The organism is Desulfosarcina sp., assembly GCF_055467485.1.
This window is the reverse complement of the sequence record NZ_JBUOIV010000009.1, coordinates 66064-82095: the sequence shown is the minus strand read 5'-3', so window position 1 is coordinate 82095 and position 16032 is coordinate 66064. Positions and strand designations below refer to the sequence as shown.

General features: G+C 59.8%; 13 protein-coding genes. 2 read left to right on the top strand and 11 right to left on the bottom strand.

The features are described from left to right. The first annotated feature begins 337 nt into the window (after positions 1–337). A complete protein-coding gene (locus ACZCED_RS06750; protein ID WP_462969443.1) occupies positions 338–619 on the top strand; it encodes an EF-hand domain-containing protein in 282 nt (93 codons plus the stop codon). Between the two features lie 141 nt (positions 620–760). Beyond that, positions 761–1282 (top strand): DUF3592 domain-containing protein, encoded by a 522-nt coding sequence (locus tag ACZCED_RS06745; RefSeq protein WP_462969444.1) that lies wholly within the window; start codon positions 761–763, stop codon positions 1280–1282. Between the two features lie 184 nt (positions 1283–1466). Here ACZCED_RS06745 and ACZCED_RS06740 read toward each other — a convergent pair whose 3' ends face one another. From ACZCED_RS06740 to ACZCED_RS06690, 11 genes are all read right to left on the bottom strand, one after another. Then, complete coding sequence (locus ACZCED_RS06740; RefSeq protein WP_462969445.1) at positions 1467–2657, bottom strand: thiolase family protein; 1191 nt, start codon at positions 2655–2657, stop codon at positions 1467–1469. A 94-nt stretch (positions 2658–2751) separates the two neighbouring features. Beyond that, a complete protein-coding gene (locus ACZCED_RS06735; protein WP_462969446.1) occupies positions 2752–4377 on the bottom strand; it encodes a class I adenylate-forming enzyme family protein in 1626 nt (541 codons plus the stop codon). A gap of 112 nt (positions 4378–4489) precedes the next feature. After that, complete coding sequence (locus tag ACZCED_RS06730; RefSeq protein ID WP_464860471.1) at positions 4490–6574, bottom strand: acetate--CoA ligase family protein; 2085 nt, start codon at positions 6572–6574, stop codon at positions 4490–4492. A 152-nt stretch (positions 6575–6726) separates the two neighbouring features. Next, a complete protein-coding gene (locus tag ACZCED_RS06725) occupies positions 6727–7974 on the bottom strand; it encodes a 2-hydroxyacyl-CoA dehydratase subunit D (protein WP_462969448.1) in 1248 nt (415 codons plus the stop codon). Between the two features lie 105 nt (positions 7975–8079). Further along, positions 8080–8895 carry an acyl-CoA dehydratase activase gene (locus ACZCED_RS06720; RefSeq protein WP_462969449.1) on the bottom strand — a complete coding sequence of 272 codons (816 nt, stop codon included), beginning with the start codon at positions 8893–8895 and terminating at the stop codon, positions 8080–8082. Positions 8896–8937: 42 nt separating this feature from the next. Continuing rightward, on the bottom strand, positions 8938–9885 hold the full coding sequence (locus tag ACZCED_RS06715) for a ketopantoate reductase family protein (RefSeq protein WP_462969450.1): 948 nt from the start codon (positions 9883–9885) through the stop codon (positions 8938–8940). 57 nt (positions 9886–9942) lie between these two features. Continuing rightward, positions 9943–11250 (bottom strand): phenylacetate--CoA ligase family protein, encoded by a 1308-nt coding sequence (locus tag ACZCED_RS06710; protein ID WP_462969451.1) that lies wholly within the window; start codon positions 11248–11250, stop codon positions 9943–9945. A gap of 107 nt (positions 11251–11357) precedes the next feature. Then, a complete protein-coding gene (locus ACZCED_RS06705; protein WP_464860470.1) occupies positions 11358–11951 on the bottom strand; it encodes an indolepyruvate oxidoreductase subunit beta in 594 nt (197 codons plus the stop codon). Positions 11952–12058: 107 nt separating this feature from the next. Continuing rightward, positions 12059–13921: an indolepyruvate ferredoxin oxidoreductase subunit alpha gene (gene iorA / locus ACZCED_RS06700; RefSeq protein ID WP_462969453.1), complete on the bottom strand. Its 1863-nt coding sequence runs from the start codon at positions 13919–13921 to the stop codon at positions 12059–12061. A gap of 99 nt (positions 13922–14020) precedes the next feature. Beyond that, positions 14021–15094 (bottom strand): 6-hydroxycyclohex-1-ene-1-carbonyl-CoA dehydrogenase, encoded by a 1074-nt coding sequence (had, locus tag ACZCED_RS06695; protein WP_462969454.1) that lies wholly within the window; start codon positions 15092–15094, stop codon positions 14021–14023. 158 nt (positions 15095–15252) lie between these two features. After that, positions 15253–16023: an enoyl-CoA hydratase/isomerase family protein gene (locus ACZCED_RS06690; RefSeq protein WP_462969455.1), complete on the bottom strand. Its 771-nt coding sequence runs from the start codon at positions 16021–16023 to the stop codon at positions 15253–15255. Positions 16024–16032: the final 9 nt, after the last annotated feature.

The following is a 16032-nucleotide window of genomic DNA, read 5'->3' as shown; positions in this document are numbered from 1 at the left end:
CAACCCGATCAAACATAAGCTGGACCACTTTCATTGAGATGCCGAATCGGCTGGAAGAATAATTAATATCTGTAACCTATCTGTCCTCTGAACGCAATACTGCAGATTCGTCTTGGACGCGCGTTGTGCAATCGTTCAACGGGCGAATCAGCAAGCCGGCGGATGACAGGCGTGTATCGTCCGAAGCGCAGCAGATGATTCAAAAAAAGGGTCTCTCCATTTGCAGACAGCGCAGGATGCCTTATTTTGATCGATACATGTCTCACCGAACCTCACCTGGGTCCAACGGTGGGATTTCTGACGGGTGGATGTCAACAATCAGAAAGGATGAAGTCTTATGAGAATAATTTTCGTGGCAGTCCTGATGTCGATCGCCATCCTTGTCGGTGGTTGCGGCCATAATAAATTTCACCAGGGCTCAATGCCCGATCCCGGACCTTACATGATCCATTTCCATGAGCTGGATGCCGACGGTAATGACGCGGTGACCTGGGAGGAGTTCAAGCAGCGGTTCCCGGATACCACCGCGGACGTATTCAAGGCCGTCGATCTTGATGGCGACGGTATCGTCGATCATGATGAGTGGCACGAATTCAAGGAAGCCCACGCCAATGGGTGACAACGTCGTTACGCATCGCCGTTTGGGTCCATCTGGCTGTCCGCGGGCGGTTCCAGGGTGATCGGCAAGCCGTCAGGGAAGGGTGAACCCCCACCCCCCCATGGGGGCGAATTGAACCGGCCGCGTCCGCAACAGCCGAGGATGTCATCCTCGTCGAATGCCAAAACAGGCAGCGGCCTGCGCATCGTGGCCCTAATCATGCTTGCCGTCGGCCTGGCGATCGGGGGGTGGGGCGGTTTTGAATTGGAGCGGGCCATGGACAGCCAGCGCTGGCCGTCGACCATCGGTACCGTATCGCTTTCAACGCTTCAGGAAGTGGTACACAGGAAAGAAAATGAAACGGTGGTCGTTTATTATCCCAGGATTCAATACGTCTATCGCGTATTCGGGCAAGCCTACACGGCAGACCGCATGGCCTTCGGCGTCGCTTCCGGTATCAGCCGCGGGAAGGCGCAACAGGTGCTGGACGACTACCCCGAGGGCATGGACCTCACCGTTTACTACGATCCCGACGAACCATCCATCGCCGTGTTGAAGGTCGGTCACGTATGGTCGGCCTACCTGACGGTTGCGGCGGGGATGGTCTTTTGTGCCGGTGGAATGCTCGGTCTGCGGGCCTGGCGACGCAGGCAGGAGAGGCAAAATATCTATCTGGGCAAGTAAGGCAGGGGCCGGAAAACAGCTGGCGACGGGCCGCAACCGGCCTGGCGGGGCGACCGGACCGATGGGTTCAGACGATCGGTGAAACCTATTCGATTGGCCTGACGAGGCCAAAAAGAGAAAAGCGGACCGGGGGTAACCCCCTCCGGTCCGCTTTTACTATGCCCCATGGCAGTAGGGTCTTTGGTCAACCGATTTTCAGTATCAGCGAGGCGCCGCAGTCGCCGGCGGCACAGCCCGTCCACAGCAGGTACCCGCCGCCTTGCATGACCGCTTCTTCGATGCCTTCCATGATCAGCCGGGTGGCTGTGGAGCCCTGGGGATGGCCGTAAACCACCGACGAGCCGTAGTTGTTGAAACCGTCGACGTCGATCTCCATCTTTTTGGCAAAATTGATGTCGTTGACCACAAACGGGTTGTGGGTCTTGATGACCGTGATGTCGCCGATGGACAGGCCGGCTTTGGCAAGGGCCATTCGGGCAGCCGGTACCGGTGCGGCCGCCATGTAGCCTTTCTTTTCCCTGGAAAAGCCATAGGCGATCACTTGGATGGGGACGGATGCGTCGGCACTCAGGCGTTCGGCATTCTCCTTGGTGGTGACCACCATGGAGGCGTTGCCGTCGGCCGGGTGGGTCTGGGCGCCGAAACTCAGCACGCCGCCGGGCACCAGGGGTTTGAGTTTGGCCAGCCCGTCGGCGGTGGTGGGCATGATGCCTTCGTCCGCTTCCACGAGGATGCTTTTCTTGCGGGAGAGCTGGATTTCGGCGGCGAACATGTAGCGCTTCTGAAAGGCCCGGTCGTCGGCCAGGGCCATCTGGTACTGCTCGTAGCGACGCACGGCCAGGCGGTCGCAATCCTCCTTGGTGATGCCCTCCTCCTTGGCCACGTTCTCGGCGGTTTCCACCATGCGCAGCCCCACATTGGGATCGGCATTGAAGTTGTCCATCAGCCAGTTCTCGCTGATCACCTCGCCGCCGGGACCGTTGGGGTTGGGCCAGATGGTGTGGGGGCCGTTGGAGGTGCGGTCGGTGGTGAGAACGAAGGCATTGGACGCCATGCCTGTTTCGATGAATGTGGCCGCCTGGAAAATGCAGGTGGTGCCGGTGGTGCAGGCCTGGCTGACCGCGATGCCGGGAATGCCGCCGCAGCCCATCAGAGCGGCGGCCCACGGTGCGCTGTAGAACTGGTGCAGCTGACTGATGGTGTTGCCGAAGACCAGGTAGTCGAAGATGCCCGGCTCCCAGCCCTTGTCGGCAATCCAGCGGGCAGCGGTCTTGGCGCCCAGCACGATGGAATTCTCATTGGCCATGGCACCCTGCCAGCGGCAAAAAGGGGTGGAGTAGTAACCCTTGTAGGGAATGAACGCTTTGCTCAGCATGAAAAAAACCTCCTCGTCATTAATGTTATTCTTGTGAGTTAAAGTCCTCAGAATAATTCAGGTTAGCAATCAGTTCATGCAATGATCGCGACCATCATGGCTTGGGCGCCGGGCAGCTGTCGGTTTCCGGGAACACGGGTTTGCCCTCGGCGTACGCTTCCCGCAGAACGCGGTGGAGGATCTTTCCCGTGGCCGTGCGCGGCATCTGGTCCGGTTGGATGAAAATCACCTTCTTGGGACGCTTGTAGCCGGCCATCCTTTCGCGGCACCAATCGAAAATGGTCGATTCCGAAAGATCCGACCCTTGCATGGGGATCACTACCGCCGCGACCTTCTCACCCCATTTGTCGTCCGGCAGGCTGATGGCCGCCACGTCGAACACGTCCGGGTGGCTGCCGATGGTCTCTTCGACCTCGCTGGGGTAGACGTGTTCGCCGCCGGTGATAATCATGTTGTCCTTGCGGTCAACGATCTGGTAGAAGCCGTCCTCGTCCATCTGGGCCATGTCGCCTGCGGAAAACCAGCCGTCTTTGAAAGCGGCGGCGGTTTTTTCGGGAAGCTTGTAGTACGCATCGAACAGCATGGGGCCCTTTGAGTAGAGCTCACCCACCTCACACGGCGCCACTTCGTTGCCCTGCGCGTCCAGAATTTTGACCCGGTCGGTGCCCAGGCTCTCCATCCCGATGGAGCCGAGCTTGCGCATCTGATCCTCGGGGCGCAGCATGGTGACGATGCCGGCCTCGGTGGAGCCATACCCCTCGTACAGGTCGACCCCGGGGAAGAACTCCATGATGGCGGTCTTCATGGTTTTTCTCACCGGGGCGCTGCTGCAGAGCAGTTTTCTGATGGAACGGATGTCCCGTCGCCTGGCTTCGTCGGAGACGTTGAGGATCAGGTTGTAGTGGGTGGGGATCAGGGAAATGAAGCTGATTTTCTCGCGTTCCACAATCTCCAGAATCTCTTCCGGCTTGAACGAACGGGCCGGGTGAATGTAAACCGTGGCACCGATATAGGTGAAGGTGAAGGTGAAGAAGGTGGAGTTGATGTGGCAAAGCGGCATGACATTCATGCACACGTCTTTTTGCTCGAACCCGAAGTCCACGGCGTTGATCAGGTAAAAGGCGATGTGGGATTCGTGGGAGCGCAGGACCCCTTTGGGTTTCCCGGTGGTGCCGGAGGTGTAGATGAGAATCCATGTGTCCGAAGGGGCTACCGCTGCATCCGGTTCACTGTCCGGCGCCTCCTCCAGCAGCGATTCGTATTCCCGGTAGCCGTCCTTGGGCTGGTCCACCACAATGTAATTCTCCGGGGGTATCTGTTTCAGCTGATCCTTGATGGCGTCCACGCACGGCGTGAATTCGTGGTGCACCGCCATGGCCTTGGCGTCGGCATTGTCTGCGATGTAGGCCACCTCGTGTCCCACCAAGCGGAAATTGACCGGGACGATGACAATCCCGGTTTTGGCGGTGGCCAGGTAGAACTCGATGATTTCGATGCTGTTTTCCATGAGCACGGCAAGCTTGTCACCTTTTTTCAGGCCCATCTGCATGAGGCGGTGGGCCAGGCGGTTCACCCGTCGGTTGACTTCGGGGTAGGTGAATCGGCGTCGGGCGTCGCACAAGGCGACGGTCCGGGGATATTTCTTGGCGTTCATCTTGAGCTGCTGTCCCAGGTTCATCCAGTGGGCCATGGAAAGGACCTCCAATTTGTTCGATGTCATATTATGGGACTTTTGAAGTCAGTCGATCTTGCCGCACGCTTTCGGTCCCAACCGAATTCAGATGTCAGAAGACAGAAGTCAGAATACGGATTGGCCGCCGACACCGTCGATGTTACCGGGCAATCCGCGCATCCACCGCCACCGCCCCTTTTTCGAAGGCCAGGACCGGATTCAGGTCCAGCTCTTTAATCTGGGGAAAGTCGGTCACCAGCTTGGACAGGCGTTGAATCAGGTCGATCAGGGCGGTTTTGTCCACCGGTTTTTCGCCGCGTGCCCCGTCGAGCAGGGCGGAAGCCTGGATGCCGCCCACCATTTCCCGGGCTTCCGCGTCGGTAACCGGGGTGAGGTTGAAGACCACGTCCTTGAGCACGTCGACGAATATGCCGCCCAGGCCGAACATGATCAGATGCCCCACACCGGGCTCGGCCTTGGCACCCAGAATCACCTCCCGCCCACCGGGAACAAACTGCTGGACGAAAAAGCGCAGGTCCGGGGCGTCGATCCGTTCGGTCATCTTTCGGGCGGCTTTCTTCACTGCATCGGCATCGGTCAGGTTCACGGCCACACCGCCCATGTCGCTCTTGTGGACCACGGAGGCGGCATCGGCCTTGAGGACCACCGGGTAGCCGATGGCATCGGCGGCAGCCACGGCGCCATCCATGTCGGCGGCCATGCGCCATTCGGGGACATCGATGCCGTAGGCTTCGAGAATCTCGTAAACCTGATCGGACGTCAGCATCGTCTGGCCGTCGGACCGGTCGAAGACTGCCCTGGCGGCATCGGTGTCCACGTCCGCGTAGGAACGAACCCGGCCCGGTTCCCGGTCGAGAATGTTGCGGTAGCGTACCAGGGCGCCCAAGGCACGGGCCGCATCGCTGGGCAGGGCGAAGCAGGGTACGCCGCCGGTTTTGAGGATGGTAACGGTTTCGGCCCACTGGCGACGGTCGGTCATCAGGTTGCAGACCATGGGTTTGAGCTGCTGCTGGTTGATCCGGGCGATGGCCTCGGCGATGCGCTTCGTGTCCACAAAAAAAGGCGTGACGAAGTGGACCAGGATGCAGTCGAAACTGTCATCGGCCATCAGGGCTTCCAGGCAGGCCAGGTAATGGTCGGCCGTGCCCGTGGCCAGAACATCCACCGGGTTGCTGATCGATGCCTCGGGGTAGAGCTTTTTGGCGAGCAGCGCCCGGGTGCTCTCGGACAGCGGCGGCAGGGTCAGGCCGGCATCTACCAGGATGTCGGTGGCGATCACCGCCGGCCCGCCGGTGTTGGTGATGATGCCCACCCGGTTGCCCCTGGGAACCGGCTGTGAGCCGAAAGCGACGGCGGCGTTGATCAGGTGACCTTCGTCCCTGAAATCGACGATGCCGGCTTTTTTGAAGATCAGGTCCGTGGCCATGTCTTCCCTGGCCAGTCCGCCGGTATGGGAGGCGGCCGCCTTGGCGCCTTCCATGGTCCGGCCGGCCTTCATGGCCAGCACGGGCTTCCGGCTGGTGGCCTGGCGGGCCGCTTCGAAAAAACCCATGGGATCCTTGAGACCCTCCACGTAGGTGACGATGACACGGGTGCCGTCGTCGTCGGCCAGGTAGCGGATGATCTCCGGGATGGAGACGTCGCAGGCGTTGCCGTTGGACGCGTAGATGCGGGTACCCACGTCCATGGCGGAGAATCCCTGGTGGATCACTTCGGCCACCCCGCCGGACAGTGCCACGATGGAGATGTGGCCCGCCTCCGGAAAGGTGAAGGTGAAATTGCAGTAGGCTTTGACCGCCGGATCGGTGTTGATGATGCCCTGGCAGTTGGGGCCGAAGACACGGATGCCGTAGGCCCTGGCCTTTTCCATGAAGGCCTTTTCGATTTCCGCGCCCTCGGGGCCGGTTTCGGAAAAACCGCCCGAGTTGATGATGATGTGTTTGACGCCCTTTTTACCGCAGTCTTCAACGGCCATGGGCACGAACCGGGCCGGGATCACCATGTGGGCCACGTCCACTTGCCCGGGAACGTCGAGAATGGATTGGTAAGCTTTGATTCCGCGGATTTCGTCGGCCTTGGGGTTGATGGGGTAAATGCCCCCCTGGTAACCGAAATCGACCAGGTTCTTGATCACCCGGTTGCCGATGTGAAGTTCTTTTCCGGACGCGCCGATGACGGCCACGCCTTTGGGGTTGAAAAGGGTCTCAAGCATGTTTTTGCTCATTTGTAGGCTCCTTTTTTCGGTCCATCACCTGCGAGAGCGATATAAGAATGAATTGGGAATTGAGGAATTGGGGAATTCAGGGATTCAAGGAATGCTGCCGACTATAGTTAGAACCAAATTCCTCAATACCTTAATTCCTTAATTCGCAATTCTTATTTATTTTCAGAAAGCTGCTCGATGAACGCCTCCACATTGGTCTTGGTCTGCTCGTCGGAAATCAGGCGCAGATCGTTCAAATCGCCGTTGATGGTCAAACTGGGGATGCCTGACTGCCGTTCGATGCGCTGGGGCATGCCATAACGGCAGTTGGAGTTGTTGGGGCAGGTTTTGGCGTCATGGTAGATGATGCCGTCCACCTTGAAGAACTCCAGCATCTTCCGGATATAGGCTTCCTTGGGCGCGTCGGCACGCACAATGAACAGCTCGGTGTAGGCCCGGGCCATGGAGTTGAACGGATCGTCCGGATCCAGGGCGGAGAAAATCCACGAGTTGCAGTAGGTCGAGGCCAGCACGTTGGTTTTCAGGGAGGCGAACAGCTTGGCATGGGCGGACAGCCGGCCCCACACGGGCATGCCGTCCCAGTAGATCCGGAATTGCTCGTCTTCGACGGCGCCTTCCTTGTCGGCGATGCGCTGATTCAGCTCTGCCAGCAGGGTGCGATAGCAGTCGTTGGCCCGCTGGGTTCCCCGGCCCACCACGGCAGCGCCCATGAGGGTGGTGCCGTCGAAGAAGGTGAGGGGGGATGGGACGGCGGCGGCCGTATCGAGAACCTGCTTCCACAGATCCGAACACTCCCTGGACAAGGCCACGGTCTCCTTGAAGCGATCCATGTCGAGGGTATTGCCGATGACGCGCGAAAGCGGCGGGATCAGATCTTCCATCTGCCGGGCGATGGATTTCACGTGGGCCGCTTCGACCTCCTGGACACCCACATAAGAGTGGACGCCCACCACCGGCACGTCGTACTCTTCGCCGTAGAAATTGAACCAGTCCTGCACGTCGCGGCACTGGTTGGTGTTGAACACCAGCACATCTGGCTTGGGCGGGCCCTGGATGCCTTCGAAGATGTTGGCCAGGGGCGAGACCTTTTCTAGGTAGGCACCGATGTCCGCGGTGAGATAGGAGCAGATGTCGGGTGAATAGCCAATGGCGTTGGCCTTGGGAATCAGCTCCGTGGCCATGCGCGACGATCCCAGCATGGCCGAGTGGGTTTCGGGAAAATAGACCAGAAAGCCCATGGCCCGCAGAATTTCCGCCGGTCCCACGCTGGTGCACCAGGCGATCTTTCGCTCGCCGGTCTTGGCGGCGTTGTCCAGCTCGTAGTAGTAATCGGCCATGAACTTGCCCAGCACCTTGGACGATTCCAGCCGTTTCAGTTTTATCTTTTTCTCTTCGGTCATGCCTTACCTCCGATGTCGTAATTGAGGAATTCTGGGATTGAGGGATTCGAGAATTGGCGGATGAAAAGCACTTATTAATTCCTCAATTCCCCAATCCCTCAATCCTCAATATTCAAATGTTTCTCTTGCGTAAAGGGCCGCTCCCAGGGCGCCGGTGAATTGGGGCAGCTCCGGCACCAGGATGGGGCGGCTGATCAGCTCCTGGGTCATCTCAACCAGGTAGGGGTTGTGGGCCACCACCCCGCCGGTCATGACCACCTTTTCGGTGAAGGCATCCATCTCGGTGATTCTTGAGATGACTGAAAAAAACAACCCCTTGACGATGTCTTCGACCCGCTTGCCCCGGCGGATGTTCTCCAGTACTTCAGTGGCGGAAAAGACCGTGCAGAAACTGCCCAGCTTGACCATGTCCGTGGATGCCTCGGCCAGGCCGTTCATTTCCGAAAGAGGGATGTCCAGGCGGGGGGACATTTCCTCCAGGAAGGCACCGGTACCGGCGGCGCACTTGCGATTCATCTTAAAGGCTGTCCGCCGGCCCTTTGCATCGATCTTGATGATCTTGTTGTCCTGCCCGCCGATATCGATAATGGTGATCGCAAAAGGAAAATAGTGGAAGCACCCTTTTCCGTGGCAGCTTATTTCAGTACGGTGATCCTGGGCATAGGAAACATTCTTGCGACCGTACCCGGTGGAGATCGTGCGACCGATCCGATCCTTGCCGATATTGGCCATGGCCAACGCCTCGGTCAGGCATCGATCGGCAGTGGCCGTGAAATCCGTTCCCGAGCGGAGCACACAATAACCGGCCATGTGCCCATCGGCATCGATGACCGCGACCTTGGTTCTGGAGGCCCCCACGTCGGTGCCGGCGAAGTAGACCGGAGCGACCTGATCGACGGTGGATGGTTGCGCTGTGGTCATTGATTGATCAATCCCCCTGATCCCTTTCGATTGACTTGCGCTTCAAAGGCGGGACTCCAACCCTTTGACCAGGCTTTGCAGGCTGATGTTGTAGGGGGTCTCGATGCCTGCCTGACGGCCGTATTCCACGAATTTCCCGTTGATGTAGTCGATTTCCGTGCGGCGGCCGTTCTCGATGTCCATGAGCATGGATGGTTTGTGGTTCCCGGCGTTGCGCATGTATTCGATGGCCTTGGGATAGTAATCCCAGCCGATCATGATCTCATTGGCCCGGGCCACCTTGACGCACTCTTTGACCAACGCGTCCACGAGGTTGAAAATAATCGGGTCGTTCATGGCTTGGGACATCGTCAGGCCGGTGACGGCGCACACCGGGTTCATGCAGGCGTTGAGGACGCCTTTGCGCCATACCATGGCAACGATGTCGTCCGTATGGCGGGTGGGCAGGCCGCAGGTGGTCAGCGCATCGGCAATGGCCACGGCGGCGAACTTGGCCTCCGGGTCGAGTTCCTGGATGAAATGGGGCGGGTGGTGAAAGGGGATGGTCACATGGGCCGGCCCCAGCAGGCCACAGCCGTAGTTGACCACTGCACGCATCACCGGTTCCCTGCCCAGACTGCTGGCCAGCACCAGTTCGGTGTCGATGCCGTTCTGCCAGCTCACCACGTAGATCCCCTTGTGGTGGAAGCCCTCGATGGCCGAGGCGATCAGCGGCAGGACATTGGCCTTGACGGTGACAAAAATGACGTCGGGCTTGTAGTCGGGCAGGGCGTCGATGCTGGTGCAGGTGTGGCTGACCGTCTGGGTGACGTTCTCGGCGCCTTCGATGATGATTCCCCGTTTTAGCGTCGGTTCAAGAAGATCCGGAATGACATCGCACAAGATCACTCGATGGCCCCCTTTGGCCAAAAAGGCGGACACGATACAGCCCACGGGGCCCGCACCGATAACGGCAAAGGTTTTGGGGACAAAGGGTTGTTTGTCTGGCATGGTTGCACCTCCCATTGTTCTGGTGGTTGTTCGGCCTGGCCGTCGGTGCCCCATAGACTACCGGAACTGCTTGGGACGTTCGTCAACCACGCGAAGGGCCTTGCCCTCGCTTCGTGCGATGAACTTGGGCTCCACGAGGTTCACCTCCACGCTGATCCCCATGTTGCCTCTGATATGGGCCATGATCTTGGCTTCCACTTCGAACTTCTTGCGGTCACCGGCCGCATAGACCTCCTGCTTGGCCTCTACCTGCACCACCAGTTGATCCAGGTATCCTTTTTTGCGGACAAGCATGCGGTACTGGGGCTCCACCTCTTCGATATCCAGCAGCAGGGATTCGATCTGGGATGGAAAGACATTGACGCCGCTGATGATCAGCATGTCATCCGTTCGACCAAAAATTTTGTCCATTTTGACGAAGGTCCGGCCACAGACACATTTTTCGCGGTACAGGCGGGTGATGTCCTTGGTGCGGTAACGGATCATCGGCATGGCCCGGCGCTGCAGCGACGTGAAGATCAGTTCGCCCTTTTCGCCCAGCGGAACGGGCTCCAGGGTGATGGGGTCGACCACTTCGGCCAGGTAATAGTCTTCGTTGATGTGGATACCGCTCTGGGCCTCGCAGTCGAAGCCCACACCGGGGCCGCCCAGTTCGGTGAGGCCATAGGCCTCCATGGCCTTGATGCCCATGCGCGCCTCGATCTCGTCACGCATGCCGGCGGTCCAGGGTTCTGCACCGAAAATGCCGATGGAAAGGGGCAGTTTTTTCAGATCCACCTTGAGTTCCTCGGCCCGTTCGGCAATGGTCAGGGCATAGGACGGGGTGCAGCACAGGACGTTGGTCTCAAAATCTTTCAAAAGCGTGATCTGGCGTTCGGTAAGCCCGGAGCTGGTGGGCACGACGGTGCAGCCCATGGTCGTGGCACCCTGGTGAAAACCCAGGCCTCCGGTGAACAGGCCGTAGCCGTAGGCGTTTTGAACCACGTGGCCGGGCCGCACGCCCGCGGCATGAAAGTTGCGCGCCATGCACTCGCCCCATTGGGCCAGGTCGTCGGCAGTATAGGGGCCCGTGATGGGTTTGCCCGTGGTGCCGGACGAGGCGTGAACGCGCATGACCTCTTTCAAGGGAACGGCGCACAGGCCGAACGGATAATTGTCACGCAGATCATTTTTTACCGTGAAAGGAAGTTTGGCAACGTCCTCGATGCCCTTGATGTCGGCGGCTTTGATACCGGCCTCCTTGAAGCTTTTCTTATAGAACGGAACGCGTTTGGTGACCCACTCCAGCGTCTCCTTGAGCTTTTCAACCTGAAGCGCCTGAATCTGGGCTACCGGCATGCATTCACTCTTTTCATTCCAGGGCATCGTTTCCTCCTTGTCAGTGGTCGTTTTCCTTCGGGGCAGACCCATGGGTCCGCCGGGGGGGCATCCCGTTTATATGCAACCGGTCCATGCACGCGATGGACAGACCCTCATGCATGGGCCGCAGCACCATAGCCCAATTCGAATGCCTTCAAGTTGGCGTCCACAAAGGCTTTTTTGGTCTTGGTGCGAATGGTTTCCTCCACAGCCGTCTTGGAAATCGGCAGGATGCCGGTCTGGATCAGCGCGCCGAGCAGCACGATGTTCACCGACATGACGCTGCCGGCGGTCGTGGCCAGGTCAACGGCATCGAATGCAATCAGTCGTTTGGTTTTGGCTTTGATCAGGTCCTGGGCCTGGCCCAGGTCCGGATAGGTGCCGCGGCCGATGGCCACGGTAAAGGGCGGCAGGGGAGCCAGATTGGTAATCACGGTGGTGTCGGCACTGCATTTGTTCAGGGCCCGCAGGGTCTCGGAGGGTTCGAAGCCCACCAGCACGTTGGCTTCGCCGTCGGAAATGATCGTGCTCTTGGCATCGCCGAAAACGATGGCCGATTCAACCACACCGCCGCGCTGGGCCATGCCGTGAATTTCGCTCATGCGCACCGGTACACCTGAAAGCAGGGCCGCTTCTCCCAGCACTTTGGATGCCAGCAGGTTGCCCTGACCGCCTACCGCCACGATAATCAGTCTTGTTGTCTCCATGGTCGTTTCCTGTATGGTAAGGGCTGCCGGTCGGCTGACCCGGTTGATCGAATCTCCCGGAAAGCCGTGGACCGCAGCCGAAGGTTGATGTCTTGCCGTTCAGGCGCTCAACCGGCCTGTTTCGCCTTGACCGGTGTAATGGCGTTCTCCGGGCAGATCTGGGCGCAGACCGCGCAGCCCACGCAGGTGTTGGGATTGATCTGGACCCGTTCGCCATCCAGGTAAAACGCAGGGCAGGCGATCTCGTTGATGCAGTCCCGGTGGTTCTTGCATTTGTCCGTGACCGCGAAGGCCCGCACCTTGAGCTGGTTCAGACCGCGGGCGTACAGGGTGCACATCTCCTGGGAGATGATCACCGACACGCCCTCGTGGTCCAGGGCCGCTCGCACCGCCTCGATGCTCTTTTTCACCTTGTAGGGCTTGATGACCGTGACGTGTTCGACACCGATGGCGCGAACCACCGCTTCGATGGAGATGCGGCCGTAACCGGAAAGGTTGAAGTTGCTCATGTCCACCCCGGGATTGGGCTGGTGGCCGGTCATGGCCGTCGTGCCGTTGTCCAGGATGACCAGGGTGAAGTTGTGGTTGTTGTAGACGGCGTTGACCAGACCGGTCAGGCCCGAATGAAAAAAGGTCGAGTCGCCGATAAAAGAGATCACTTTTTTGTCCGTGGTCTGGGAAAAGCCGCTGGCCGTGCTCACCGACGAGCCCATGCAGATCAGAAAATCGCCCATGGCCAACGGGGGCAGGAAGCCCAGGGTGTAGCAGCCGATGTCGGTGGGATAGATCGTCTCTTCGCCCTCGGCGGCCTTTTTGACCGCATAGAAGGTGGCCCGGTGGGAACAGCCGGCGCACAGGTTGGGCGGCCGCTGGGGTATTTCGGGCACGTCCGACAAGTCGGGCGGCCGGCTTTCCGTGTGCGGCACACCGAAGTATCCGGCCATCACGCGGCGCACCATGGCCGGATCGAACTCGTACAGCCGGGAGAAGAGACCTTCTCCCTTGCCGGCGATGGTCAGGGTCAATCCGGCCTCCTGGGCATAGGCCTTGACGGACTCCTCCATGACGGGTTCGCCCTCCTCGGCCACCAGCACACGGTCGCAATCGGATAGAAAGGTTTTGATCAGCTTCGGCGGGGCGGGGTGGGAAAAACCCAGGCGCAGGACCCGGACCTTGTCCGTGATGCCCAACTCCTTGGCCGCATCGGACACATAGCTGTAGCTGACCCCGTTGCAGATGATACCCCAGGAACCGGTGCCCTCGATAAAGTTGTAGGCGGAGGATTCGGCCAGGGCCTGGGCCTTGTCCCAGTTTTCCAGCAGGCGCACATGCAGGCGGCGGGAGACGGCCGGCACGGTGACCAGGTTGAACGGGTCTTTTTTAAAGTCTCCCCTGGTGTTGCGCGGTGTCAGCCGGCCCAGTTCCACGAAGGCGCTGGAGTGGTTGATGCGGGTGGTGGTGCGCAGGATCACCGGTTCGCCCAGCCGTTCGGAGAGGTCGAAGGCCTCGGCCGTCATCTGACGGGCCTCCTCCACCGATGACGGTTCGAGAATGGGCAGGCCGGAGAGCTTGCCGTAGTAGCGGTTGTCCTGTTCGTTCTGGCTGGAGAACATGGACGGATCGTCGGCGGTGAGAATCACCATCCCGCCTTTTACCCCGACGTAGGCCAGCGTCATCAGCGGATCGGCCGCCACGTTCAGGCCCACATGCTTCATCATGCAGAAGGTGCGCACACCGCTGTTGGCGGCGGCGGCGGCCACTTCCAGGGCCACTTTCTCGTTGGTGCTGTACTCGAAGTACAGATCGCTCTCCTGGGAAACCTGGAACAGGTTCAATGAGATTTCCGAGGAGGGCGTGCCCGGGTAGGTGGAGGCAAAGGCTACGCCGGCCTCGATGGCGCCGCGGGCGATGGCTTCGTTGCCCAGGAGCAGCATCTTTTCTCCGGGACTGTCTGTAAGTAATTTGTGCATCGTTGTTTCCTGTTTGGGTTTCGCCACACGGGGGCGGCTGGTTTGATGGGATGGCAGCGTTCCGGGCCGCCGCAAAAGCGCTTGCAGCCGGCGATCGCGTCAGGGCACCATGATCGCCCGCTCGACGATCTTTTTATGGTGGACCATGTCGAAGACTGAATTGATTTCGGACAGCGCAAAGGTTTTGACAAACGGCGCCATCTTCACCTTGCCCGACAGGACCAGGTCCCTTACCGGTGCATAGTAGCGGGTCAGGCAGCCCCAGTTGCCCCGGGCGGTGGCGTTGAAGGCCATGAGGTTGGACAGGCGGATGTCTACCGTGTCCATGGTAAAGCCCACCACGGAGAGATTGGCCCCGAAGGTCATCAGGCCGAAGGCGGTTTTCTGGCCGGCGGCCGTGCCGGAGGTCTCGAAAATCTTCCACTCCGTGCGGCGTTTGCCTTGCTCCTTGACGAAGGCGGACACCGCCTTGCGCAGATCCTTGAAAGCCATCTCGGCAGCGTTGAAGGTCTGGTCCACATAGGGAGCCAGGGCATCGAGCTTGGCCTGATCCACATCGATGGCCACCACCAGGGCGCCGAAGGCCTTGGCGATCTGGGCGCCGAAGCCGCCCACGCCGCCCACGCCCACGAAGATGGCCGTGTCGTCGGCGGACAGGCCGGCATCGACAACGGCCTGGTAGGGCGTGGTCAACGCGTCTGCGATGACGGACATCTGGGCCAGGGTCACGTCTGCCTGGCCGACGGGCCGGTACTGGTCGTCTACCGGAACCTGGCACAATTGCTTGGCCGGCACGACGATGTGGCTGGCAAAGCCCCCCTGGATGTCGTTGCCGGGCATCTTCTGGGTGGTGCAGATGTTGCCCAGGTCCCGGTTGCAGACATCGCACTCGCCGCAGGGCATGACCGCCGGGATGATTACCGCCTTGCCCTCCCATTGTCGGGTATCGGGAGCGGTGGCGGTGACGATGCCGCTGATTTCATGGCCCAGGGTCAGGGGCAGCGGGGATTTGGTGCGCACGCCGTCGTAGTAAAAGCCCAGGTCCGTGTGGCACACCCCGCATCCGGCCACCTTGACCAGCACTTCGCCGGGGCCGGGCTGGGGGATGGGTGACTCGATCTTTGCCAGTGGTTTTCCGGGTTCTGTCATCTGCCAGGATATCATGGACGCCATCGCTGGTTCTCCTTTTCTCGATTTGCTTTTCATCACCGTTATCGGGTTAAGCGGTTATCGGTTAAACGGTCGATGATCAACCGGAAGCCGTGTCTGCATGCAACCGGATGGGGCGGGTGGATGCGGACCAAAAAGGGCAGCTCCGGAAAGGTGGACGCCTACCTGTTCTTCCACACCGGGCGGCGCTTTTCCTCGAAGCTCTTGATGCCTTCCAGGGTGTCTTCGGTCTTCATCAGGGTGTTGAGAAACAGGTCGCTGACGCCGGACAACGCCTTTTTGAAATCCAAACCCAGGTGGGCGTTGACGGCCCGCTTGTTGAGCCGGATGATCAGCGGGCTGCATGCCTTGATTTCACCGACGATGCCGTCCACCGTGTCGCTAAAGTCGTCTTCGCCGGACAGGTGGGCCACCAGGCCCATGCGGTGCGCGTCGTCGGCCTTGTAACGGCGGCCCGTGGTGCAGATCTCCACGGCGCGGGCCGGCCCCACCAATTCGGGAAGCCGGATGGCCGCGTAAGGTGGAAAAAACCCCAGCTTGATTTCGGGCTGGCCGAACACGGCCTTGGGCGATGCCACGATGATATCGCAGGCGATGGCCACCTCCATGCCGCCTCCCAGGCAGGCGCCGTGGACCGCGGCGATGGTGGGCACCGGCATGCGTCGGGTCAGTTCGAAGATGCGGTTGAAGGTGGCGATCATTTCGTCCACCATTTCCGGCCGGTGGTCGGCCACCTCGACGCCGGCACACCAGCTGGGGCCCTCGGCCGCCAGGACCACACACTTGAGCGACCCGTCGTTGGCCAGCGTCTCCAGTTGGCCGTTGAGTTCGTTCATCATCTCAATGTTCAGCACGTTGTGTTTGGGCCGGTTAAAGGTCAGGGTGGCGACACCGTCGGCGATCTCATGGTTGATGAATTTCAGATGTGACATGTTTTTTTC

Excerpts from the sequence above, each read along its gene's own strand:
- ACZCED_RS06750 (WP_462969443.1), top strand. The coding sequence starts at position 338 with ATGAGAATAATTTTCGTGGCAGTCCTGATGTCGATCGCCATCCTTGTC.
- ACZCED_RS06745 (WP_462969444.1), top strand. The coding sequence starts at position 761 with ATGTCATCCTCGTCGAATGCCAAAACAGGCAGCGGCCTGCGCATCGTG.
- ACZCED_RS06740 (WP_462969445.1), bottom strand. The coding sequence starts at position 2,657 with ATGCTGAGCAAAGCGTTCATTCCCTACAAGGGTTACTACTCCACCCCT.
- ACZCED_RS06735 (WP_462969446.1), bottom strand. The coding sequence starts at position 4,377 with ATGACATCGAACAAATTGGAGGTCCTTTCCATGGCCCACTGGATGAAC.
- ACZCED_RS06730 (WP_464860471.1), bottom strand. The coding sequence starts at position 6,574 with ATGAGCAAAAACATGCTTGAGACCCTTTTCAACCCCAAAGGCGTGGCC.
- ACZCED_RS06725 (WP_462969448.1), bottom strand. The coding sequence starts at position 7,974 with ATGACCGAAGAGAAAAAGATAAAACTGAAACGGCTGGAATCGTCCAAG.
- ACZCED_RS06720 (WP_462969449.1), bottom strand. The coding sequence starts at position 8,895 with ATGACCACAGCGCAACCATCCACCGTCGATCAGGTCGCTCCGGTCTAC.
- ACZCED_RS06715 (WP_462969450.1), bottom strand. The coding sequence starts at position 9,885 with ATGCCAGACAAACAACCCTTTGTCCCCAAAACCTTTGCCGTTATCGGT.
- ACZCED_RS06710 (WP_462969451.1), bottom strand. The coding sequence starts at position 11,250 with ATGCCCTGGAATGAAAAGAGTGAATGCATGCCGGTAGCCCAGATTCAG.
- ACZCED_RS06705 (WP_464860470.1), bottom strand. The coding sequence starts at position 11,951 with ATGGAGACAACAAGACTGATTATCGTGGCGGTAGGCGGTCAGGGCAAC.
- iorA (WP_462969453.1), bottom strand. The coding sequence starts at position 13,921 with ATGCACAAATTACTTACAGACAGTCCCGGAGAAAAGATGCTGCTCCTG.
- had (WP_462969454.1), bottom strand. The coding sequence starts at position 15,094 with ATGGCGTCCATGATATCCTGGCAGATGACAGAACCCGGAAAACCACTG.
- ACZCED_RS06690 (WP_462969455.1), bottom strand. The coding sequence starts at position 16,023 with ATGTCACATCTGAAATTCATCAACCATGAGATCGCCGACGGTGTCGCC.